The sequence below is a fragment of the Lutimaribacter saemankumensis genome (assembly GCF_900100005.1).
Lineage (GTDB): Bacteria > Pseudomonadota > Alphaproteobacteria > Rhodobacterales > Rhodobacteraceae > Lutimaribacter > Lutimaribacter saemankumensis.
The window spans coordinates 84,125-106,276 of record NZ_FNEB01000010.1 but is presented as its reverse complement, the minus strand read 5'-3'; the positions used below and the strand labels follow the sequence as shown (position 1 = coordinate 106,276).

Genomic DNA, 22,152 nt, shown 5'->3' with positions numbered 1-22,152 from the left:
TGACCCTCGCGCGGGTGGGACCGGGTGGCTGCGCTCAGCGCGTCAGTTCCTTCATGCCCTGTTCGATCCCGGCTAGCGTCATAGGCACCATGCGGTTCTCGAAAATCTCGCGGATCATGCCGATCGAATGGGTGTAACCCCAGTATTTCTCGGGAACCGGGTTGATCCACAGGTGGTCCGGCCACTGGTCGCGCGCGCGTTGCAGCCAGACCTGACCGGCCTCGGCGTTCCAGTGTTCGTTCGCGCCGCCCGGATAGGCGACTTCATAAGGCGACATGCTGGCGTCGCCCACGAAAATGCATTTGTAATCAGACCCGTAGGTGTGCAGCACGTCCCAGGTGGGGGTCTGCTGATCCCAGCGGCGGCGGTTGTCGCGCCAGACGCCTTCGTACAGGCAATTGTGGAAATAGTAGTATTCCAGGTGCTTGAATTCGGCCCGCGCGGCGCTGAACAACTCCTCGACCACCTTGATATGCGGATCCATCGAGCCGCCCACGTCGAGAAACAGCAGCACCTTGACGGCATTCCGCCGCTCGGGACGGGTCTTGACGTCCAGGTATCCGTGTTCCGCCGTCGCGCGGATCGTGCCGTCGAGGTCCAGCTCGTCATGCGCGCCGTCCCGCGCCCAGCGGCGCAGGCGCTTTAGCGCGACCTTGATGTTGCGGGTGCCCAGCTCGACGCTGTCGTCGAGGTTCTTGAATTCGCGTTTGTCCCAGACCTTGACGGCGCGCTGGTGGCGGGATTTTTCCTGCCCGATGCGCACACCTTCGGGGTTGTAGCCGTGCGCGCCGAACGGCGAGGTGCCGGCGGTGCCGATCCACTTGTTGCCGCCCTGGTGGCGGCCCTGCTGTTCCTTGAGCCGCTCCTTGAGGGTCTCCATCAGCTTTTCAAAGCCGCCAAGCGCCTCGATCTCGGCCTTTTCCTCTTCGCTCAGGTGCTTTTCTGCCAGCTTTTCCAGCCAGTCCGCGGGGATGTCGACGGCGTTCAGCACGTCGCCAAGCTGGATATCCTCCAGCCCCTTGAAGGTCGCGGCGAATGCACGGTCGAACTTGTCGAGGTTCCGTTCGTCCTTAACCATCGCAGTGCGGGCGAGATAGTAGAAACCTTCCACGTCATAGGTGACAAGGCCCGATTTCATCGCCTCGAGAAAGGCGAGGTATTCCCGCACCGTGACCGGAACGCCGCCTTTTCGCAGATTTTCGAAGAACGGCAGGAACATGGGATCAGAGCGATGCGCGATGGACGAACAAGGTCAGGAAAACACCGACAATCATGAACAAGATCGCATATGCTGCCGCATATTGCGCGATATCCAGCGCCTTGCCCTTGCGGCGCTTCGCCAGAAATGCCCCGAAGGCCGCGCCGATAAGCGCCCCCGACAGTACGATCATGTGTTCAAGCCTCAGCTGCGTCCTTTGCCCGGATTGAGCGCGGCGACCTCGCGCAGCTTGGCGCGCACCGCCCAATCCGCGCCGAATCCGTAGCGCGCCCAACCCAGACTGTCCACCCTGACGCTTGCAGCTTCGGCGGTGCGGCCAAGGTAATCCAGTGCCTCGGCACGCAACATCAGAAGCGTGGCGAGCAGGGCGGCGTTTTCGTGCCGTGCGGCGGTGCCCAGGTGCTTTGTCACCAGCGCCAGCGCATCCTGTCCCCGGCCTTGCACCAACGCGTAGGCCGCGAGTTGGGATGCCACGTAGGCGCGATGCAACTCGGTATGCGGGGTCAGTGAATAATAGTGATCGGCTGCCAGGAAATGCTCTTGCGCGACGCTTTCATCGACGCGCTGCGTCAACCGGCCCATGGCATAATGCGCAAAGGCCATTCTGTGATCGGACCAACCCATCCGGCGCGCGATATCCAGAGCCTCGGCTGCAGCGCGGCGGCGTTCGATCGGGCCGGCACCGGGGCCAAGCGCGGTCTGGATCGCCTGCACCCAGGCGCGTGGGGTGGCCTCTGCGCGGCGTGGCGACAGGTTCTGCCCGCCAGGATTGATCCGTGCAAGAATGGCCGGCAACCGTTCGGCCACGTCGCGCTGCGACATGCCGGCGCGCAATTCGGGCGCGTAGTAAACCCGGAGGATCATCATGTCATAGCCGGTCAGAACCGTGTGCACGTTGTCGTCGTTGAACACGCTGTCCTGCAGGCGGTAAAGGTCGTTCAGCGGGCCAAGCGCCTGGGCCAGCTCTTCGTGCAGGCAATCGCGCACCTCTTGCGGCGAGGCGTCCGCCGGCAGGAAGATCGCCAGCTTTTCCCGCACACGCAACTGGCCCCAGTCGGTGCGCGGACTGCGCCGCGCCTTGCGATACTCGCTCAGCCGCGAGATGTTCGGCACGACGAAACATGCGGCTTGCGGCAGGTTGCGGCGGATGTCGGCGCGCGGGACGGCCTGGATGGTAATATTCGCGTTTGCATTGCTGGTTTGGCGGATGTCGATCCCGGCCTCGGTGCGCAGCCGCGTCAGAAGGCGGTTCAGATCCAGCCCTAGATGGGCCGGCGGCGACCCGGTGACGCGCACCGATATCGGCCCTTCGAAGCGCGAGAAATAGGGCAGGCGGCGTCCCGATTCCAGCATGAAGGCCAGGTCGAGGAAGTCGCGCGCCACGTCGGCATTCGATTGCACAGGCGGCGTGGGCCGTGGCGACGAGAACGTTTTCATCGGCGGCAGCGCGCTTTCGGTGAACTGCGCCGCACGGGTTGCGGTTTCACTGGGCCCGCCTGGCATACAGGCGCTCAGAACAAGGCAGGCTGGCAACAGGAGGCGGCGCATCATCGAAAGCCCCTCCTGCATTCCGGGAACGGATAATTTGCTCGGATGAAGCGCGCAGAAAGATGGAGACCCGCGAAAGGGGCGTCAACTGTCCCGGTCATTTTCTGCCTCGAATTCTTATTCAGTTGAGAGAACTTTTGCCTCTCTTGTTGTCGGTCATAAGGGTGAATTAGGGCATAAATGTGGCAGCTCACTTTCCGCGGGTGCGGCTGCGAGGTGCCAGGGGAAATCGTTTTAATACAATTGCTTGCGGCGCGGTTTTGCAGGTCTTCAGGCGTCCGCGCATCGAATTTCAGGGGGCAAAACCAGCAGAATTGGGGTTTTTCCCCCTGAATGTGGCGGAAATGTGCCTGCATGCCGTCCCGCCGGTGTCAGCCTCCGCGCCGGGCCATGAAGGCAAGGCGTTCGAACAGGTGAACATCCTGTTCGTTCTTCAAAAGCGCGCCGTGCAGTTTGGGCAGGGCGTTGGGTCCGTCACGCTTGAGATCCTCGGGGCTGAGGTCTTCGGCCAAGAGCAGCTTGAGCCAGTCCAGCACCTCCGAGGTCGACGGCTTTTTCTTGAGCCCGGCCATATCGCGGATTTCGTAGAACTGGGTCAGCGCGGTCGTCAGAAGCGCCTCTTTGATGCCGGGGTGGTGCACCTCGACGATCTTCTTCATCGTGTCGGCTTCGGGGAAGCGGATGTAGTGAAAGAAACACCGCCGCAGGAACGCGTCGGGCAGTTCCTTTTCGTTGTTCGATGTGATGATGACGATGGGCCGGTTCTGCGCGGCGATCGTTTCGCCGGTCTCGTAGACATAGAACTCCATCTTGTCGAGTTCCTGAAGCAGGTCGTTGGGAAACTCGATATCGGCCTTGTCGATCTCGTCGATAAGCAGAACCACCTTTTCACCGGCTTCGAACGCTTCCCAAAGCTTGCCCTTCTTGATGTAGTTGCGCACGTCATGCACGCGCTCGTCGCCAAGCTGGCTGTCGCGCAGGCGGCTGACGGCATCGTATTCGTAAAGGCCCTGCTGTGCCTTGGTGGTGGATTTGATGTTCCACTCGATCATCCGCAGCCCCAGCGCGTTGGCGACCTGGCGGGCCAGTTCGGTCTTGCCCGTGCCCGGCTCGCCCTTGACCAGCAGGGGGCGTTCCAGCGTGACGGCTGCATTGACCGCGACGGTCAGGTCTTCGGTGGCGACATAGGCGTCGGTGCCCTGGAATTTCATGGATCATCAATCCCTTGTTGCGCGTATTTCGCGGCAACCTAGCCCGAACGTCGGGCACGGGCAATGCAGGGCGTATCATTCGCGCATTCGGGTAGTGACAATCCCGCAAGGGGGGTGTATCTGCCTGCGCGAAGGGGGTGCCATATGCCACAGGAAAACCTGAATGCTGTTGGCCTTGATGAGGGAGCGGATATGAAGGCTGAAACCTTTCTTCCCGACGATTATCGACCGGCGGAAGACGAACCATTCATGAACGAGCGGCAGTTGGAGTATTTCCGGCGCAAGCTCGTGGCCTGGAAAAGCGAGCTGCTGGAAGACAGCCGCGACACCATCGAAGGCCTGCAGGAAAGCACCCGGAACATTCCCGACATCGCCGACCGCGCGAGCGAGGAAACCGACCGCGCGATCGAACTGCGCACCCGCGACCGCCAGCGCAAGCTGGTGGCCAAGATCGACGCCGCGCTGCGCCGCATCGAAGAGGGTGAATACGGTTATTGCGAAGTGACGGGCGAACCGATCAGCCTGAAGCGACTGGATGCGCGCCCGATCGCCACCATGAGCCTTGAGGCCCAGGAACGTCACGAGCGCCGCGAAAAGGTTCATCGCGACGACTGATCGCAGTCAATCGACGAATTCGGGGGACGCCGGGGCTTTCGCTCCGGCGTTTTTCGTCACAAAAGGCGCCACATGGACATTTCGGGACTGAAGGTACTGGTAGTCGGAGGGGGCATCGGCGGGTTGGCCGTGTCCCGCGCTTTGGCGTTGCGTGGCGCTGATGTCACCGTTCTGGAGCAGGCCCCCGAAATCACCGAGGTCGGCGCCGGCATCCAGGTCAGCCCGAACGGATTCGCGGTGCTGCGCACTTTGGGGCTCGACGGTGCCTTGCGGACCTGTTCCGTGCGGGGCGAAACGATCAGCCTGCGCGACTACCGTGGTGGCGAGGTGCTGCAACTCGATTTGCGCCGCTTGGCGCGGCGCGACTATTTCTTCGTGCATCGTGCCGACATGATCGATCTGCTGGCCAAGGGCGCCCGCGCCGCCGGCGTCAGGATCCGCCTGCTGCAAAAGGTGACGGCCATCGAACCGGGCCGGACACCGCGGGTGACGCTGCAGACGGGCGACACTCGCGAGGCGGATCTGATCATCGGCGCGGATGGGCTTCATTCCGTGTTGCGCGGCACGCTCAACGGGGCAGAGGCGCCGTTCTTTACCGGCCAGGTCGCCTGGCGCGCGCTGGTGCCCAACACCGAAGGCCGCGGCGCACAGGTGCAGGTGCATATGGGGCCGGGGCGGCACGTCGTCAGTTATCCGCTGCGCGATGGCGGCCTCTTGAACCTCGTTGCCGTGCGCGAGCAACGCGACTGGGTCGCGGAAAGCTGGACGCAAGAGGACGACCCCGCGAACCTGCGCGCGGCATTTCCCGATTTCGGGCCGGACCTGCGCGCACTTCTGGAGCGTGTCGAAACCGTCCGTCAGTGGGGGCTGTTCCGTCACCCCGTCGCGCGGCACTGGCATGGTGGCCATTGTGCGTTGCTGGGCGATGCGGCACATCCGACATTGCCGTTTCTGGCGCAAGGCGCCTGCATGGCGCTGGAGGACGCGTGGGGGCTGGTCCGGGCACTCGATGGGGCGGATGGCGTGGAAAGCGGGCTTGCCGCCTATCAGGGCTTGCGCGCGGGTCGTGCGCGCCGTGTCATCGATGCCGCCAGCGCCAATGCCTGGAAGTATCACCTGCGCTTCGGTCCGCTGCGCATGGCCGCGCACGGCGCATTGCGCCTGGGCGGTGCCTTGATGCCGGACCGGATGCTCCACCAGTTCGACTGGCTCTACGATTACGACATCACGGACGAACGCTAGGCCCGTTCAGTTCTCCAGCGTGATCCAGACCGGAACGTGATCCGACGGCTTTTCGCGCCCCCGAATATCGCGGTCGATCTGGCAGTCGGTCATCATGTCGGCCACCTGCGGGCTGAGCAGGAAATGGTCGATCCTGATCCCTTCGTCGCGGTTCCAGGCGCCGGCCTGGTAGTCCCAGAACGAATAATGGCCCGGCGCCTGCACACGCGCGCGGAACGCCTCGGTCAGGCCAAGGTTGACGATGCGGCGGAACGCGGCGCGGCTTTCGGGGCGGAACAGCGCGTCGCCACGCCATTTTTCGGGGCTTTTGGCGTCTTCCTCTTGCGGGATGATGTTGTAATCCCCCGCCATCAGGAACGGCATCTCTTCGGCCAGCAGCGCCTCGGCGCGCGCCTTGAGCCGCTCCATCCACGCCAGTTTATAAGCGAACTTGCCGTCCGCGACGGGGCGGCCCGCGTCATCCAGTTCCACCGGGTTGCCATTGGGCAGATACAGCCCGCATATGCGGATCGCCTCGCGGCCGACGACCGTCGCTTCGATGTAACGGGCCTGCTCGTCGCCATCGTCGCCGGGCAGGCCGCGGCTGACATCCTCGAGCGGGAGTTTCGACAGGATCGCCACGCCGTTGAAGCTTTTCTGCCCATGGGTTTCGACCTGATAGCCGCGGTCCTCGAACAATTCGCGGGGAAATGCCTCGTCCACCGATTTGATTTCTTGCAGGATCGCGATATCGGGCTGTGCCTCGTCCAGCCAGTCGCAAAGGGCCTGATGCCGCGCCTTGATGCCGTTGATGTTGAACGTGGCTATTTTCATGACCGATCCCCTGCTGAACAGGGCGCAGTCTATCGCGCAGGGGCGGGGTGGCCGCAAGGGTCGGGATGCGGCAATGCACCCGAGAATTGCAAAAATCGTTGACGAACATGCAAAAGTATATTTTCTGAACCAGATGCAATCATAGGGAGAGTTTGGAATGCAGGCAGTGAAACAGAAAAATCCACATATGGCGGACACGGTCGAATTCAGCATGCATGACGGCTGTGGGGTGGGCCATTATTCGTCCGGTGCTGTCCCATTGATGGAAAGCGGCGTTGAAACCGGGCTTTTTTCATCCGGCGCGGCACCGGCATCGCGGGCAGGGCTGGACGATGGCACCGGAACGCATCTCTTTTCATCCGGTGCCTGAACCCACAGCGCAGTGTTTACAGGGGGCAGGGCATGGCGCAGGTGATCGCATTTCGCCCGCGCGGTGGCGACGGAGTAGCCGGACCGGCCGCCTTGGTCGCGTCTGTCGTCAATGGCCGGCGTTCGCACGAAGATGTTTTCTGGCTCAAGGAAAATGCCGAGCTTCTGAACGTGCTGGAATCGGCCGGGCAGGGCGATGCGAACCTTCTGACCCCCTACGCGCCACACGCCGCCGCGCTGCCCGAGCGCTTGCGATTCTTCCCGCAATATTACCGGTTCCTGCTGTCGATCGCGCTCGACCTCGACGACATGGGCGTGCCGGGCGTGGATTCCGATGCGATGGCGCGGTTTGTGGCAAAGACGCGCCTGTTTGACAGTGAACTGTCCGACTTGCAGCGCGCCGAGGCACGCAGGCTTCTGGCTCGGCGCGCGATGCACGGCGCGGTGCGCGATCCAGGGCTTGACGGCCGCCTGCTGTCCTTCGCGGCAAGGTCCGGCACCTTTGCGCTGCCCAATCGCAAGGCCGCGTATGAACTGACCCATATCGTGTTCTACCTGACCGAATACGGACGCCGCGATGCAGCCCTGGGCGACGAGGTGTCGAAATCGCTGCATTTCGCGGGTCTTGTCGCGCTGCTTGAGCATAACGCCGATCTGCTGGCCGAAATCTGCATTGCCATGCTGTTCACAGGCGCAGAACCCCCGGCTGCCTGGCTGGCTTTTGTCGAGGGGCGGCGGCGCGCATCGCGGATCACGACCGGGGCGCAAACGCAGCTGCCCGACACCTACCATGACTGGCTGATGGCGGAATGGGCGCGGGCGCTGTCGGTCGGGGGCCTTGTCGGGGGCGGCGTCACGCCTGGCGCCTTCGGTTTTTACGTGGCGCCACCGGACGGGCCGCTGCGCGTGCTGTCCAATGCTCTGCTGCAATCGACCCGCGCGCGCAGTCCCGACTGGCCGCGCATGCGATTGAGCGTGCTGGCCGACATAGGCGGTCAGGGCAGGGCAACCCTGCGACTGGCAGAAGCGTCAGGTGATCTTTTCGACGAGTTCTTTGTCCATTTCGCCCGCACCGGCCGGGTCGGCGCCGGCTAGCGCGCTCAGATCGAAAACGACACGCCGCAGCCGCAGGACGAGGCTGCGTTGGGGTTGTCGATGACGAAACGCGCGCCGATCAGCTCTTCGCTGAAATCGATCACGGCGCCGGCAAGGAAGGGCAGCGACACGTTGTCGACGACCACCTTCTGGCCGTTGCCTTCCAATACAAGGTCATCGTCGGCGGGCTGATCCAGCCTGATGTCATACTGAAACCCCGAGCAGCCGCCACCTTCGACGGCCACACGCAGGGCCTGACCCTGATCGGCGGCTCCGATCTCGGCAAGGCGGGCAAAGGCGCGCTCTGTCACGGAAGGGGGAAGCTGCATCTTGAAATTCCCGGTGTTTCGTTTCCTTGTGCGTTCAAATATATGGGGCACAGGCTCAGGCGACAAGGACCGACAAAGAATGATCGCGCCCTATGCATCCGACCCGCAGGCATCGCGCGGACGGCGTTTCCCCGAGGAAGAAAGCGCTTTTCGATCCTGTTTCCAACGTGATCGTGACCGGATCATCCATTCCAGCGCCTTTCGCCGGCTCAAGCACAAGACGCAGGTTTTCGTCGAACATGAGGGCGATTATTTCCGCACCCGCCTGACCCATTCGATCGAGGTGGCGCAGGTGGCGCGCACGATTGCCGGCGCGCTCGATCTCAACCTCGAACTGACCGAGGCGGTGGCGCTTGCGCATGATCTGGGCCACACGCCCTTTGGCCACACCGGCGAAGACGCGCTGGCCGAGCTTATGGCCCCCTATGGCGGGTTCGATCACAACGCGCAGGCCATTCGGATCGTCACGGCGCTGGAACGTCATTACGCAGACTGGGACGGGCTGAACCTGACCTGGGAAACATTGGAAGGCATCGCCAAGCACAACGGTCCCGTGACGGGTGACATTCCCTGGGCGCTGGCCGAATGCAACGCCGGGTTCGACCTGGAGCTTCACACCCATGCCAGCGCCGAGGCGCAGGTCGCCGCCCTGTCGGACGACATCGCCTATAACAACCACGATCTTCATGACGGGCTGCGGGCCGAGTTGTTCACGATGGACGAACTGCGCGCGTTGCCCATCCTGCGCGACTGCTTCGCCGAGGTCGACGCCGCGCATCCGGGGCTAGAGCCCAAGCGCCTCCGGCACGAGGCGCTGCGCCGTTTCTTCGGCGTCCTCGTGGCGGATGTGATCGCCGTCAGCCGCAAGAACCTCGTCGACAGCGGGGCGGCGGACGTGCGCGATATCCGCGCTGCCGGGCGCATGATGGTGCAGTTTTCCCCGGGCGTGTGGTCTGATCTCAAGGAAATCCGCGCGTTCCTCTTTGCGCGGATGTATCGCGCGCCATCGGTGGTGCAGATGCGCGCCGAGGTGACACAAGTGATCCACGCGCTATTTCCGATTTATATGGCGGACACCACGCTGCTGCCCTCGGCATGGCAAAAGGACGTGGCGCAGGCGGATGGCGAAACCGGTCTGGCGCGGATCGTCAGCGATTATATTTCCGGGATGACCGACCGGTTCGCCCTGCAAGATTACAACCGCCTGACCGGCAAGACGGTTTCCGTCGGCGGCCAGGGCGTCTGACGAGGGACGGGGGAAACAGGATGGCGACAGCAGCGGACGGCGCCGCACTTGCTCCGGTCACGGCGATTGCGCTGGTGGGCGTACTGGGTGTGGGTGCACAGCTCTGGGCATGGCGGATGAACATCCCTGCCATCGTGTTGATGCTGGCCGCAGGTTTCGTGGTGGGCCCGGTGCTGGGCGTGTTCGATCCTGCGCGCGATATCGGCCCGGTGATGACGCCGATGATTGCCATCGCCGTGGCGATCATCCTGTTCGAAGGCGGTTTGACGCTCAATTTCAAAAGCTTGCGTGACGCGGCTCATGGGGTTTTGCGGCTTGTCGTGATCGGCGCGCCGTTGGGCTGGCTGCTGTCGGCGCTGGCCTTGCACTATGGCGCAGGCCTCGGATGGGAAACCGCCGCTGTCTTTGGCGGCATCATGATCGTCACCGGCCCCACGGTGATCGCGCCCCTGCTGCGCGGTGCGCGCCTGTCGCGCCGCCCCGCCCAACTGCTGCAGTGGGAGGCGATCATCAACGATCCGATCGGCGCGCTGGCGGCCGTTCTGGCGTTTTCCGTGGTTCAGGTGATCTATACCTCGGCAGACGGGGCCGAGGCCGCGCTGCAACTGGGGCTGGGGATCGTGGTGGCGCTGATCGTCGGCGCGGCGGCCGGTGCGCTTCTGGTTCAAAGTTTCCGCCGTGGCTGGGTGCCGGAATACATCAAGGTGCCGCTGCTTTTCGTCAGCGTTCTGGGCGCGTTCGCGCTGTCCGACTGGGTGCTGCATGAAAGCGGGCTGTTGGCGGTGACCGTAATGGGTATCTGGATCGCCAATTCCGACTTGCCTTCCTTTACCGAACTGCGCCGCTTCAAGGAGCATGCGACCGTCCTGCTGGTGTCGGGCGTGTTCATCCTGCTGACCGCCTCGCTCGATCTTGAAACGCTGGGGACGCTGACCTGGCGGGCTGCCGTCTTCGTGGCGCTGGTCGTGCTGGTGGCGCGGCCGGTGACGGTGTTCGTGTCGCTTCTTGGGACGGACCTTCCGTGGCGCGAACGAGCGCTCATTGCCTTTACCGGACCGCGCGGCGTGGTGCTGGTTGCGGTGGCGGGCCTTTTCGGGGAACGCCTGCAGGAAATCGGCATCGCCGATGCCGCGCTGGTCGGGCCGCTGGCCTTTGCGCTGGTCACCGTCACGGTGCTGCTGCACGGCTTTACCCTTGCGCCCATGGCGCGGCTGCTTGGGGTTGCGGCGACGGACCGCCCCGGCGTTCTGCTGGTCGGTGGTTCGGCCTGGGCGACCGCGCTTGCCGAGGCGCTCAAAAGGGCAGAGGTGCCGGTCCTGATCAGCGACGCCAACCACCTGCGCCTGCGCGGTGCGCGCGAACTGGGCCTGCCCACGTTCTACGGCGATATCCTGTCCGAAGCCGCCGAGCACAATGTCGAACTGACGCAATACGCCACCGTGATCGCGCTGTCCGACAACGACGCCTACAACACGCTTGTCACCACCGACCTTGCGCCAGAATTCGGACGCGAGAACGTGCTGCAGATCAAGCGCGACGCGTCGGAAACCAGCCGCCACGCCCTGCCGTCCACGCTGGGTGGCCGCCCCTTCGCGCAATGCGCCACCTACCGTGAAATGGCCCGGCTGCTGGCCGAGGGCTGGGAATTCCGCGTGACCGGCCTGACCGACGAATATGGCATCGACAAATGGCGCGCCGACCGGCCCGATGCAAAGCTGATCGCGACGATCGGACCGCGCGGTACGCTGCGCTTTCCGCGCGACGAAGAGAGCATCGGCTCGGGCGAGGGGCTGCGCATCCTGCATTTTTCGCCCGCCAAGAAGGATCGCCAGCCAGTTCCGCCCGATGCGTGATGCCTGACGATTGACGCGGGCGCGATTGCTGGTAAACCCGCGGCCAAGCGAAAGGATGGGACGCATGAACCTCTTTACCGATTTGCGCGAGCTTGTGATCGACAGTCTTGGCAAGATGGCCGAGGCCGGGGATCTGCCCGTTGGCCTTGATACCGCCAATGTCGCGGTCGAGCCGCCGCGCGACGCCGCCCATGGCGACATGGCCACCAACGCCGCGATGGTATTGGCCAAGCCCGCCCAGAAGAAGCCGCGCGACATTGCAGAGGCGCTGGCCGAACACCTGCGCGCCGATGACCGCATCGCCAGCGCCGAGGTTGCCGGCCCCGGTTTCCTGAACCTGCGGCTTGCACCATCGGTCTGGCAGGGCGTCGTCAGCCGTGTGCTGGCCGAAGGCGCCGATTTCGGCCGCTCGGACCTGGGGCAGGGCAAGCGCGTGAATGTCGAATACGTGTCCGCCAACCCCACAGGGCCGCTGCATGTGGGCCATACCCGCGGCGCTGTGTTCGGTGATGCGCTGGCCAGCCTGCTGGACTACGCGGGCTATGACGTCACGCGCGAATACTACATCAACGATGGCGGCGCGCAGGTCGATGTGCTGGCGCGCTCGGTCTACCTGCGCTACCTCGAAGCGCATGGCCAGAAGGTCGCGTTCGAGGATGGCACCTATCCCGGCGATTACCTGATACCGGTGGGCGAGGCGCTCAAGGACAAGGTGGGCGATGCCTATGTCGATCAGCCCGAAGACGTCTGGCTGGCCGAAATCCGCGATTTCGCGACCGACGCGATGATGGATCTGATCCGCGCCGACCTGAAGGCGCTGGGCGTCGAGATGGACCGCTTTTTCAGTGAAAAATCGCTTTACGGCACCGGCCGGATCGAAGCCGCGATCGAGGCGTTGCGCAGCAAGGGCCTGATCTATCGCGGTGTGCTGGAGCCGCCCAAGGGCAAGACCCCCGAAGACTGGGAACCGCGCGAACAGACCCTGTTCAAATCCACCGAACATGGTGACGACGTGGACCGCCCGATCATGAAATCGGACGGAAGCTGGACCTATTTTGCCCCCGACATCGCCTATCACTATGACAAGGTCGAGCGCGGCTACGACCTGCTGATCGACGTCTTCGGCGCCGATCACGGCGGCTATGTCAAACGCATGAAAGCCGCCGTGTCGGCCCTGTCCGACGGCAAGGTGCCGCTCGACATCAAGCTGACACAGCTCGTCAAGCTGTGGAAGAACGGCGAACCCTTCAAGATGTCCAAGCGCGCGGGCAACTTCGTGACCCTGCGGGATGTGGTCGATCAGGTCGGCCCCGGCGTCACGCGGTTTCACATGCTGACGCGCAAGAACGATGCGCCGCTGGATTTCGACTTCGACAAGGTGCTGGAGCAATCCAAGGACAACCCGGTCTTTTACGTGCAATATGCCCATGCGCGGGTCCGTTCGGTACTGCGCAAGGCCGCCGAGGCGGGCATTGCCGCGGATGACGCGACGCTTGGTGCGGCGGACCTGTCGAAACTCGACGACGACGCCGAACAGGCGGTGATGAAAAAGCTGGCCGAATGGCCGCGCCTTGTGGAAATCGCCGCCCGCGCGAACGAGCCGCACCGCGTGGCGTTCTTCCTCTATGAACTGGCCAGCGATTTCCACACTTTGTGGAACCGCGGCAACGAGGATACCAGCCTTCGCTTCCTGCAAGAGGGTGATGTAGCCACATCGCAGGCGAAAATTGCCCTTGCGCGGTCCGTCGCCGTTGTCATTTCCGCCGGCCTTGGTATTCTTGGCGTCGAACCGGCGGAAGAGATGCGGTAACAAATCGCGCCGCCGCCGGGTTGAGTTGAGGCAGCAAGAAACCCCGGTGGCAACGTATCGCCGGTGGCAGTGAGGCGAAACATGGCGGAACTACACCTGAACGCGCAGGGCGGGCAGCCTGTGGCGGGCACTCCTATCGGAACGGTGGCGAACTGGATCGGCGCGGCTATTTCCGTGGCGCTTTTGATCGGCGTGGCTGTCTGGGGTTACAAGCTGTTGGTGCGCGACGTCAGCGGCGTTCCGGTGGTGCGCGCAGCCGAAGGCCCGATGCGGGTGCAACCCGACGATCCCGGCGGGCGTCCCGCGGCCCACCAGGGGCTTGCGGTGAACAGCGTCGCCGCCGTGGGCACCGCCGAAGATCCCGCCGACCGCCTTGTATTGGCGCCACGGCCGGTCGACCTTACCGATGAGGACGCACCTGCCGCGCAGCTTGCCGCAGCGCCTGTTCAGGACAACCTGCCGGCCGTCGAACCGGCCCCGCAGAGCAACGCCGAAGCAGGCGAACCCGTCACCGACGCACCGATCCAGCCCGCCGCGACCAGCGTGGACGACATCGTGGCGCAGCTGACAGCCGGCGCGCAGCCCCTGGATGCGCAGCAGGACGAAACCGCCGCCGCTGACGAGACCGTGGCCGAGATTGCCGAAGAGGTCGAAACCGACCGCCCGACCACCGGGCTTGCGCGGTCGCTGCGTCCGCAGCTCCGCCCTGCCAGTATCGGTCAGCGCGTCGCCAGCGTGGACCCCGCCGCCGTCGCTGCGGCCGTCGCCGCCGCCGCGGGTGCGCGCGATGTCGACCCCGCGGACATTCCCGCTGGCACACGCCTTGCGCAGCTTGGCGCCTATGACAGCGAAGACATCGCGCGCCGCGAATGGGACCGGCTGGAAATCCGCTTTGGCCATTACATGGAAGGCAAGGATCGCGTGATCGAACGTGCACAATCGGGTGGGCGCACCTTTTATCGTCTGCGCGCCATGGGCTTCGAAGACCTGGCCGATGCGCGCCGCTTCTGCGCGGCCTTCGTCAGCGAAAAGGCCGATTGCATCCCCGTGGTGACGCGGTGAGCGCAAGCTTCGGTGCGACCATCCTCGATGCGGATGGTCTGCGCCTGACGCCTGACGAAAAGCGCTTCTTCGCCGAGGCAAACCCCTTCGGCTTCATCCTGTTCGCCCGCAACATCGATACGCCGGACCAGGTGCGGGCGCTGTGTGGCGACCTGCGCGAGGCCGTGGGCCGCGATGCCCCCATCACCATCGACCAGGAGGGCGGGCGCGTGCAACGCCTGCGCGGGCCACGCTGGCGCGAATGGCTGCCGCCGCTCGAACACGTCCAGCGCGCGGGGGCGCAAGCCGAACAGGCGATGTACCTGCGGTACCGCATCATTGCCGACGAACTGCACGCCCTGGGTATAGACAGCAATTGTGCGCCCATGGTCGACGTGGCCACCCCCGATACCCATGCATTTCTGCAAAACCGCTGCTACGGTTTCGATGCCGGCACCGTGGCCCGCCTGGGCCGCGCGGCCGCCGACGGGCTGCTGGATGGCGGCGTTCTGCCGGTGCTGAAACACATCCCCGGCCATGGCCGCGCCGTGGTCGACAGCCATTTCGACCTTCCGGTCGTCGCCGACGATCCCGCAACGTTGCGCGCCAGCGATTTTGCGCCGTTCAAGGCTCTGAACGACCTGCCGATGGGGATGACCGCACACTTGGTCTATTCCGCGCTGGACGAGCGCCCCGCGACCCTGTCGCCACGCATCATGGGCCTGATCCGCGAAGAGATTGGGTTCGACGGTCTGATCATGACCGACGACATTTCGATGAAGGCGCTTTCGGGCGATCTGGCCGATCTCAGCCGTGCGGCGCTCGATGCGGGCTGCGACGTGATCCTGCATTGCAACGGCTCGCTGGACGAACGCCGCGCGGTGGCCGGGGCTGCCGGGCCGATGTCGGACGCGGCGCAGGCACGGGCGGAGCGCGCCCTGGAGGCGCGCAAAACACCGGACGAGGTTGACATCCCCGCCCTTGCGGCCAAGTTGGAGGCGCTATTGAACGGGCGCCCGGATGACTGACGATCCCGAATTCGACGACACGCAGGATACAGACAGCGTTGCCGCCCGGCTTGCCGCCGAGGCGCTGATCGTCGATGTGGACGGGTTCGAAGGCCCGCTGGACCTGCTGCTGACGCTGGGACGCACCCAAAAGGTGGACCTGCGCAAGATCTCGATCCTGCATCTGGCGCAGCAATACCTGGCCTTCGTGGAAAAGGCCAAGCAACTGCGCATCGAACTGGCGGCCGATTACCTCGTGATGGCGGCGTGGCTCGCCTTTCTGAAATCGCGCCTTTTGTTGCCGCCCGACCCGACCGAAGAGGGCCCCTCGGGCGAGGAACTGGCCGCCCACCTTGCCTTCCAGCTCGAACGCCTGCAGGCGATGCGCGATGTCGCCGCCCGGCTGATGGCGCGCGATCAGAAAGGGCGGGATTTCTTTGTGCGCGGCATCCCCGAAAATGTCGAGCGTGTAAAACGCGTGACCTATACCGCGACTCTGCTGGACCTGATGCAGGCCTACAGCCGCATCCGCACCCGTGACGAGTTCCGCCCCTTCGTGATGGATCGCGACCGCGTGTTCACCATGGAACAGGCCCTGGACCGAATGCGCGGGCTGATCGGGTTTGCCGGCACATGGACGGATATTTCCGCCTATCTCCCGGATGGCTGGTCGTCCGATCCGGTGCGGTTGCGCTCGGCCACAGCGGCGACATTCGCGGCATCGCTGGAACTGGCCAAGGAAGGCCGGGTCGAGCTGCGCCAGTCCGACACATTCGCGCCGATCCAGCTGCGCAGACGAGGAGAGAGCGATGGCTGACGACACAGACATGCCGCAGGACGCCGCCGAAACCGAGGAAAAGAGCCTGTTCGAAGCCCCGCCCATGGGCGAACAGGAACGCATGGTCGAAGCGATCCTTTTCGCCAGTGCGGAACCCGTCACCGTGAAGGAGTTGAACGGCCGCATGCCGCATGGCTGCGACGCCGCCGAGGCGCTTGTGCATTTGCGCAAACGCTACGAAGGCCGTGGCGTGAACCTTGTACGGGTGGGCGACGCCTGGGCGATCCGCACCGCGCCCGACCTCGGTTTCCTGATGCAGAAGGAAACGGTCGAGACGCGCAAGCTGTCGCGCGCGGCCATCGAAACCCTCGCGATCGTGGCCTATCACCAGCCCGTCACGCGCGCCGAGATCGAGGAAATCCGCGGTGTCGCCGTCAGCCGCGGCACGGTCGACCAGTTGCTTGAAATGGAGTGGATCCGTTTCGGCCGCCGCCGCATGACGCCGGGCCGGCCTGTCACCTTCGTGGTGACGCAGGAATTCCTGGATCATTTCGGCCTGGAATCGGCCCGTGACCTGCCGGGCCTCAAGGAATTGCGCGCCGCCGGGCTGTTGGACAACCGCCCGCCGCCGGGCGTGATGCCCCAGATGGGTGAGGGCGATCAGGACGCCGAGGAAGAAACGGCCGAAGGCCAGAGCGAACTGTTCGAGGACTGATCGCGCGCGCCATGTCGCGGGAAACCTGCGGCGATGCCCTGAAATTTGCGTAATTTCCTGCTATATCGTGAGGTGAGGCAGGAAAGGAGGGCGCGATGAACGCCAATCAGCTTATCAACATGATCACGCGCATGTTCGTGCGAAAAGTGGTCAACAAGGGCCTCAACGCCGGAATTGACCGGGTGTCCGGGGGCGGCAAGTCCCGTGACCAGATGACCGATGCGGAACGCTCGCAGGCCCGTAAGGGCAAGCAGGCCGCACGTACCGCGCGCAAGGCCGCACGGATCACGCGGCGCGTCGGCAAGTTCTGAACGCCGCGCGGGTCAGCCCGCACGGAAATGTTTGGACAGCTTCAGCCCCTGGCCCTGATAATTCGACGCGATACCCGCGCCATATACCTGACGCGGCGCTTGCGACATGCGTTCATAGACCAGCCGCCCCACGACCTGCCCGTGTTCCAGCACGAAGGGCGCTTCGTGGCAGCGAACCTCGAGCACGCCGCGCGATCCGGCGCCGCCCGCGGCGTCATGGCCGAAACCGGGGTCGAAGAAGCCCGCGTAATGCACACGGAATTCGCCCACCATCGCGATATAGGGGGCCATTTCGGCTGCATAGTCGGGCGGGATATGCACGGCCTCGCGACTGACGAGGATGTAGAACGCGCCGGGATCGAGGATGATCTGGCCGTCATGGGAAATCACCTCTTCCCAGAAATCGGCCGGGTCGTAGGCACCGGTCCGTTCAAGGTCGATCACCCCGGTATGCGGCTTGGCGCGATACCCCACAAGGCCACGCGGCCCCGCGGTCAGGTCAACCGAAAACCCCAGCCCGTCCTGGATCACCGCCTCGCCATCGACAAGGCGCTGTTGGGCATGAAGCGCACGCAATTCATCGTCGGAAAGCACCGCTTGCCCCTGTCGGAACCTGATCTGGTTCAGCCGCATCCCCGGGCGCACAAGCACGGAAAAAGAGCGCGGGCAGATCTCGGCGAACAGGGGGCCTTGGTAACCCGCGGGAATCCGGTCGAATTCGACCCCGCCATCGGTGATGACACGAGTCAGAAGGTCCAACCGCCCGGTCGAGCTTTTGGCGTTGGCGACGGCATGGATGTCGCCCGGCAGTGCCAGCGACTCCATCAGCGGCACAAGATAGACGCAGCCCTTTTCCAGAACCGCGCCCTCGCGCAGGTCGACGCGGTGCATCTCGAATTGCTCAAGGCGGTCTTCGACGCGGCGGCCATGCCCGGCAAGGAACGACGCGCGCACCCGGTAGGCGGTGTTTCCCAGCCGCAAATCCAGGCTCGCGGGTTGCACCTGGCCTTCGGCCAGCGGCGCATCCAGCGTGATCGCACCGCTGTCACACAACCCTTCGATCTGCTGGCTGGCAAGAACCCCTGTCATCGCATCCGTCCCCTGATGGTCCGGGGTGTTTTGCAGGAAAAATCGCGCGGAACGCAAGGCAAATCGCGCGGTTTTCAATGGATTGGCTGGGGCGGGGTGGATGATGGTCGGGCTAGCAGGATTCGAACCTACGACCTCCCGTCCCCCAGACGGACGCGCTACCAGACTGCGCTATAGCCCGACGACTGCGCCTACATACCGGATTTGCGCCGGGGGGCAAGGGCGAATTTCGCGCCTTTCGTCACTCTTTGGCGTTTTGCGCCAGGCGCGTCCGCAGACGGGCCAGATCGTCGCGCGCGGCAGAGAGTTTCGCCCGCGTGGCAGCGTCCAACGGCAATCGCCGTGCGAGGGCCGCCGAAATCACGCCGGGTGCGGCGTCGATCTGATCCAGGGGCGGAACCTCGGGCAGATCGAGTTGTTCAATCGCCGGTGCTGCGGGTTCGGCATCGGGTTCGTCCGCGTCCGGTTCGCCATCTTGCGAAGTTTCTTCCGTGCCCTTGTCCGGCGCCTGTGCGCGCGCCTGACTCATGCGGAGAAAGGCGGGCAGGGCAGTTCCGTCGTCCCAGGTGTCGGCCTCGGCTGTGTCCACCTCTTCCGGCACGGGGACGGGTTCTGCGGGGCCTTCTTCCGGTTTCGCGTCAATATCCTGCTGAGTGGCTTCATCGTCGCTGTCACGCGCGGAAACCGGCGGATCCGCTGTCTCGGGCGGGGTCGGGGCAGGGTCGGACACGGGTGGCGCCGGTGCCGGCGTTGCGTCGATCGTGTCGTGCGAGTCAGTTGCCTGGCTGATTTCGTCAAGCGGTTGCGACAGCGAGGCCACGTATTTCACGCCCTGTTCGCGCAGGATTTTCTGCACGCCCTTGATGGTCATGCCATCGTCGTGCAGCAGCTTTTTTATACCGCCCAAAAGCAGCATGTCTTCGGGCCGGTAATAGCGGCGTCCGCCGGCGCGCTTGACCGGTTTCACCTGCGTGAACTTGCTTTCCCAGAAGCGCAGGACATGGGCGGGCTTGTCCAGCCATTCCGCCACTTCACTGATGGTGCGGAATGCGTCAGGGGATTTCGCCATCGCCCTTTTGTCCTTTCCTTACCGTTTGTTACCTGCGGCAACCCGGTCCTTCATCAGATGCGAGGGCCGGAAGGTCAGCACCCGGCGCGGGTTGATCGGAACCTCTTCGCCGGTCTTGGGGTTGCGGCCGACACGGGCGGCCTTGTCGCGTACCGAGAACGTCCCGAAAGAAGAGATCTTGACCTGCTCGCCGCGCACCAGCGCATCGGACATGTGATCAAGCACCGTTTCGACCAACTGGCTGGCGTCGTTGCGCGATAAACCGACCTCGCGGTATATCGCCTCGCTCAGATCCATACGCGTTAAGGTTTTGCCAGACATCCACATATCCCCCTGCGGTTTTCGGGATGATAGGGGCAGGGCAATTTACGAGTCAATATCAATGACTTGGAGAGCGGCGTTTACATGCCGGATTTTCTCTTACCAGCGGAGCACCACAGCACCCCAGGCAAGCCCGCCGCCGATCGCCTCGGTGACGATAAGATCGCCTTGCTTGATCTGCCCGCGCGCGCGTCCCACCGACAGCGCCAGCGGGATGGACGCCGCCGAGGTGTTGCCGTGATCCTGAACGGTGACGACGACATGATCCATCGGCAGGCCCATCTTTTTCGCGGTGCCCTGGATGATGCGTATATTCGCCTGGTGCGGCACGATCCAATCCACCTCGCTGTCGGACAGCCCGGCCTTTTCCAGCGCACTATGTGCTGTCGCGGCCAGTTTTTCGATGGCGTGGCGGAAGACCTCTTTGCCTTCCATGCGCAGGTAACCGGTGCTTTGCGTGGAAACGCCGCCATCCACATACAGGATGTCCCGGTGGCGGCCATCGGAATGAAGGTCGGTCGACAGGATGCCCCGGTCCGCGGTCGTGCCCGCGCCTTCCTGCGCCTCGAGCACCAGCGCGCCCGCGCCATCCCCGAACAGCACGCAGGTCGACCTGTCGGTCCAGTCCATGATCCGGCTGAAGGTTTCCGCCCCGATCACCAGAACGCGGCTGGCCTGACCCGACGCGATCAGCGCATTGGCGTTGGCCAGCGCAAAGATGAACCCCGCGCACACTGCCTGAACGTCGAAGGCAAAGCCGGACGTCATGCCAAGGTTGGCCTGCACCATGGTGGCGGCCGACGGAAAGGTCAGGTCCGCGGTCGATGTCGCAAGGATGATCGCGTCCAGATCGTCGGCGGCAAGCCCGGCATCGGCCAACGCGGCTTTGGCGGCATGGGTCGCCAGATCGGATGTGGTCTCGTTGTCGGCGGCAAAGTGACGGCGCTCGATCCCCGAGCGCGAGCGAATCCATTCGTCGCTCGTGTCCAGCGATTCCTCGAATTCGGAGTTTTCGACGACACGCTCGGGCAGGTAATGCCCAACGCCCCGCACCACTGCCCGTATCGTCATTCTGCCACGTCCTTTTCGTTCTTCATGTCTTCCAGCTGCGAGGTCGCGGCCGCAAGCCGCGCAGCGATCTTTTCCGAAAACCCGCTCTGGGCCAGTTGAAAGGCCAGTTTCACGGCGGCCGATACGCCTGTCGCGTCTGCCGCGCCGTGGGATTTCACGACCGTTCCGTTCAGGCCCAGGAACACCCCGCCGTTCACGCGGCGCGGGTCGATCCGCTTTTTCAGCCGCCTTAGCGATGTCAGCGCAAGCAGCGCGGCAATTCGCGAAAGCGGTGTGTATTCAAAGGCTTCCTTCAACAGGTCGCCGATCAGGCTGGCCGTGCCTTCGCCGGTTTTCAGGGCGATGTTTCCGGTAAACCCGTCCGTCACGATGACATCGCAGCGATTGCCCGGGATATCGCCGCCTTCGACGAAGCCCACGAAATCGAACCGCGCCTTTTCGGCGTTGGCCGCGATCAGGTCATGCGCGGCCTTCAACTCGGCCCGGCCCTTGTGCTCTTCGGTGCCGACATTCAGCAGGCCGATCCGCGGCCGTTCCAGCGCCAGGCCGTTTCGGGCATAGGACGCGCCCATCAACGCATATTGCAGCAGATCCTGCGCATCGGCACGGATATCCGCACCCACATCCAGCATCACGTTGAACCCATGCGGGTTGCGCGACGGCCAGAGCACCGCGATGGCAGGGCGGTTCACGCCGGGCAGCTTTTTCAGCCGGACCATCGACAGCACCATGAGCGCGCCGGTATTCCCGCAGGAGACACAGACCGTCGCTTCGCCGTTGCGCACCGATTCCAGCGCCGACCACATCGAGGTTTCGGTGCCGTGGCGCATCACATGGCTGGGCTTGTCCTCCATGTGGACGACGTCGGTTGCGTCGCGAATCTCGCAGCGGCCGGCCAGGTTGCGCCGTTTGGCGACGAGTCGTTCCAACTCGTCCCTGGGCCCGTGCAGAATGAACGCGACATCGGGATTCTTCTTCGCAGAACGCGAAATGCCGGCGACAACTGTCGCCGGCCCCTGGTCACCGCCCATGGCGTCAACGGAAATGACGATGCGTCTGCGAGCGTTCGAGGATTGATCCTGAGAGCCACTCATGCGGACACATCGCCCCGCGTTCAGGCCGCGTCTTCGTCCAGATCAACCTCGTCGACCATGGCGACCACTTCGCGGTCGGCATAATGGCCGCAGGCCGCGCAGACGTGGTGCGGACGCTTCAGTTCACCGCAGTTGGGACATTCGTTCGGGTTTGCCGCAACCAGCGCGTCATGTGCGCGGCGGTTGTTGCGGCGCGATTTCGATACTTTGTTCTGTTGGACAGCCATGTCACAACCTTTATTCCTGTGGCGCGCTGCGCCGTGTTTCACAAGGGTTTACCGGGCAGTTACAGAAGTGTTGCCCGCA

25 protein-coding genes and 1 tRNA gene are annotated in these 22,152 nt (G+C 64.1%); 13 read left to right on the top strand and 13 right to left on the bottom strand.

The features are described 5' to 3' along the window. Positions 1 to 34: 34 nt before the first annotated feature. The 4 genes from BLT50_RS16665 to BLT50_RS16650 form a co-directional block, all read right to left on the bottom strand. Positions 35 to 1,219 (bottom strand): vWA domain-containing protein, encoded by a 1,185-nt coding sequence (locus BLT50_RS16665; protein WP_090030038.1) that lies wholly within the window; start codon positions 1,217 to 1,219, stop codon positions 35 to 37. A gap of 4 nt (positions 1,220 to 1,223) precedes the next feature. Beyond that, positions 1,224 to 1,391 carry a hypothetical protein gene (locus BLT50_RS19340; RefSeq protein WP_090030036.1) on the bottom strand — a complete coding sequence of 56 codons (168 nt, stop codon included), beginning with the start codon at positions 1,389 to 1,391 and terminating at the stop codon, positions 1,224 to 1,226. Positions 1,392 to 1,402: 11 nt separating this feature from the next. Then, positions 1,403 to 2,767, bottom strand: coding sequence for a DUF2927 domain-containing protein (locus BLT50_RS16655; RefSeq protein ID WP_090030122.1), 1,365 nt, complete (start codon positions 2,765 to 2,767; stop codon positions 1,403 to 1,405). Positions 2,768 to 3,138: 371 nt separating this feature from the next. Beyond that, the gene (locus BLT50_RS16650) at positions 3,139 to 3,978 is read right to left on the bottom strand and encodes an AAA family ATPase (protein WP_090030034.1); all 840 of its coding nucleotides are present in this window, start codon (positions 3,976 to 3,978) and stop codon (positions 3,139 to 3,141) included. A 192-nt stretch (positions 3,979 to 4,170) separates the two neighbouring features. On the opposite strand from BLT50_RS16650, the gene dksA reads away from it, so the two are divergent. Both dksA and BLT50_RS16640 read left to right on the top strand, forming a co-directional pair. Further along, positions 4,171 to 4,593 (top strand): RNA polymerase-binding protein DksA, encoded by a 423-nt coding sequence (dksA, locus tag BLT50_RS16645; RefSeq protein ID WP_090030120.1) that lies wholly within the window; start codon positions 4,171 to 4,173, stop codon positions 4,591 to 4,593. Between the two features lie 72 nt (positions 4,594 to 4,665). After that, positions 4,666 to 5,835 (top strand): FAD-dependent monooxygenase, encoded by a 1,170-nt coding sequence (locus BLT50_RS16640; protein WP_090030032.1) that lies wholly within the window; start codon positions 4,666 to 4,668, stop codon positions 5,833 to 5,835. A 6-nt stretch (positions 5,836 to 5,841) separates the two neighbouring features. Here the strand turns inward: BLT50_RS16640 and xth are convergent, their stop codons facing one another. After that, entirely contained in the window at positions 5,842 to 6,648 is an 807-nt protein-coding gene (gene xth, locus BLT50_RS16635) for an exodeoxyribonuclease III (RefSeq protein WP_090030031.1), read from the bottom strand. Between xth and BLT50_RS19335 the strand changes: the two genes are divergently transcribed. From BLT50_RS19335 to BLT50_RS16625, 3 genes are read left to right on the top strand one after another with little or no spacing between them, the layout of a single operon-like run. After that, positions 6,647 to 6,793, top strand: a complete 147-nt coding sequence (locus BLT50_RS19335) for a hypothetical protein (RefSeq protein ID WP_175491506.1) — start codon at positions 6,647 to 6,649, stop codon at positions 6,791 to 6,793. The two genes, xth and BLT50_RS19335, sit on opposite strands and share 2 nt — an antisense overlap. A gap of 12 nt (positions 6,794 to 6,805) precedes the next feature. Continuing rightward, entirely contained in the window at positions 6,806 to 7,018 is a 213-nt protein-coding gene (locus tag BLT50_RS16630; RefSeq protein ID WP_090030029.1) for a DUF6749 family protein, read from the top strand. Between the two features lie 32 nt (positions 7,019 to 7,050). Further along, positions 7,051 to 8,112, top strand: a complete 1,062-nt coding sequence (locus BLT50_RS16625) for a DUF6902 family protein (protein WP_090030027.1) — start codon at positions 7,051 to 7,053, stop codon at positions 8,110 to 8,112. A gap of 5 nt (positions 8,113 to 8,117) precedes the next feature. On the opposite strand, the gene BLT50_RS16620 is transcribed toward BLT50_RS16625, so the two are convergent. After that, positions 8,118 to 8,441, bottom strand: coding sequence for a HesB/IscA family protein (locus BLT50_RS16620; protein WP_090030026.1), 324 nt, complete (start codon positions 8,439 to 8,441; stop codon positions 8,118 to 8,120). 79 nt (positions 8,442 to 8,520) lie between these two features. Between BLT50_RS16620 and BLT50_RS16615 the strand changes: the two genes are divergently transcribed. The 8 genes from BLT50_RS16615 (at position 8,521) to BLT50_RS16585 (ending at position 17,202) form a co-directional block, all read left to right on the top strand. Continuing rightward, positions 8,521 to 9,687, top strand: coding sequence for a deoxyguanosinetriphosphate triphosphohydrolase (locus BLT50_RS16615; protein WP_090030024.1), 1,167 nt, complete (start codon positions 8,521 to 8,523; stop codon positions 9,685 to 9,687). Positions 9,688 to 9,707: 20 nt separating this feature from the next. Next, a complete protein-coding gene (locus BLT50_RS16610) occupies positions 9,708 to 11,540 on the top strand; it encodes a cation:proton antiporter (protein ID WP_090030022.1) in 1,833 nt (610 codons plus the stop codon). 64 nt (positions 11,541 to 11,604) lie between these two features. Continuing rightward, on the top strand, positions 11,605 to 13,350 hold the full coding sequence (gene argS, locus BLT50_RS16605) for an arginine--tRNA ligase (protein WP_090030118.1): 1,746 nt from the start codon (positions 11,605 to 11,607) through the stop codon (positions 13,348 to 13,350). A gap of 81 nt (positions 13,351 to 13,431) precedes the next feature. After that, on the top strand, positions 13,432 to 14,412 hold the full coding sequence (locus BLT50_RS19595) for an SPOR domain-containing protein (protein ID WP_245723433.1): 981 nt from the start codon (positions 13,432 to 13,434) through the stop codon (positions 14,410 to 14,412). Continuing rightward, the gene (nagZ, locus tag BLT50_RS16600) at positions 14,409 to 15,419 is read left to right on the top strand and encodes a beta-N-acetylhexosaminidase (protein WP_245723432.1); all 1,011 of its coding nucleotides are present in this window, start codon (positions 14,409 to 14,411) and stop codon (positions 15,417 to 15,419) included. Before BLT50_RS19595 ends, nagZ begins: the two co-directional genes overlap by 4 nt. Then, complete coding sequence (locus tag BLT50_RS16595) at positions 15,412 to 16,215, top strand: segregation and condensation protein A (protein ID WP_090030018.1); 804 nt, start codon at positions 15,412 to 15,414, stop codon at positions 16,213 to 16,215. The genes nagZ and BLT50_RS16595 overlap by 8 nt, the downstream gene beginning before the upstream one ends. Beyond that, on the top strand, positions 16,208 to 16,891 hold the full coding sequence (gene scpB, locus BLT50_RS16590; RefSeq protein WP_090030014.1) for an SMC-Scp complex subunit ScpB: 684 nt from the start codon (positions 16,208 to 16,210) through the stop codon (positions 16,889 to 16,891). The genes BLT50_RS16595 and scpB overlap by 8 nt, the downstream gene beginning before the upstream one ends. Positions 16,892 to 16,986: 95 nt before the next feature. After that, a complete protein-coding gene (locus tag BLT50_RS16585; protein WP_090030012.1) occupies positions 16,987 to 17,202 on the top strand; it encodes a hypothetical protein in 216 nt (71 codons plus the stop codon). A gap of 12 nt (positions 17,203 to 17,214) precedes the next feature. Here BLT50_RS16585 and BLT50_RS16580 read toward each other — a convergent pair whose 3' ends face one another. The 7 genes from BLT50_RS16580 to rpmF form a co-directional block, all read right to left on the bottom strand. Next, a complete protein-coding gene (locus BLT50_RS16580) occupies positions 17,215 to 18,291 on the bottom strand; it encodes a 2'-deoxycytidine 5'-triphosphate deaminase (RefSeq protein WP_090030116.1) in 1,077 nt (358 codons plus the stop codon). Positions 18,292 to 18,395: 104 nt separating this feature from the next. Then, positions 18,396 to 18,472, bottom strand: a tRNA-Pro gene (locus tag BLT50_RS16575). Between the two features lie 60 nt (positions 18,473 to 18,532). Beyond that, a complete protein-coding gene (locus BLT50_RS19590) occupies positions 18,533 to 19,360 on the bottom strand; it encodes a MerR family transcriptional regulator (RefSeq protein ID WP_245723431.1) in 828 nt (275 codons plus the stop codon). An 18-nt stretch (positions 19,361 to 19,378) separates the two neighbouring features. Beyond that, entirely contained in the window at positions 19,379 to 19,681 is a 303-nt protein-coding gene (gene ihfA, locus BLT50_RS16565) for an integration host factor subunit alpha (protein ID WP_090030114.1), read from the bottom strand. 99 nt (positions 19,682 to 19,780) lie between these two features. Next, positions 19,781 to 20,752, bottom strand: coding sequence for a beta-ketoacyl-ACP synthase III (locus BLT50_RS16560; RefSeq protein WP_090030010.1), 972 nt, complete (start codon positions 20,750 to 20,752; stop codon positions 19,781 to 19,783). Continuing rightward, on the bottom strand, positions 20,749 to 21,846 hold the full coding sequence (plsX, locus tag BLT50_RS16555) for a phosphate acyltransferase PlsX (RefSeq protein ID WP_090030009.1): 1,098 nt from the start codon (positions 21,844 to 21,846) through the stop codon (positions 20,749 to 20,751). The genes BLT50_RS16560 and plsX overlap by 4 nt, the downstream gene beginning before the upstream one ends. A 20-nt stretch (positions 21,847 to 21,866) precedes the next feature. Further along, a complete protein-coding gene (gene rpmF, locus BLT50_RS16550; protein ID WP_090030007.1) occupies positions 21,867 to 22,073 on the bottom strand; it encodes a 50S ribosomal protein L32 in 207 nt (68 codons plus the stop codon). Positions 22,074 to 22,152 lie beyond the last annotated feature (79 nt).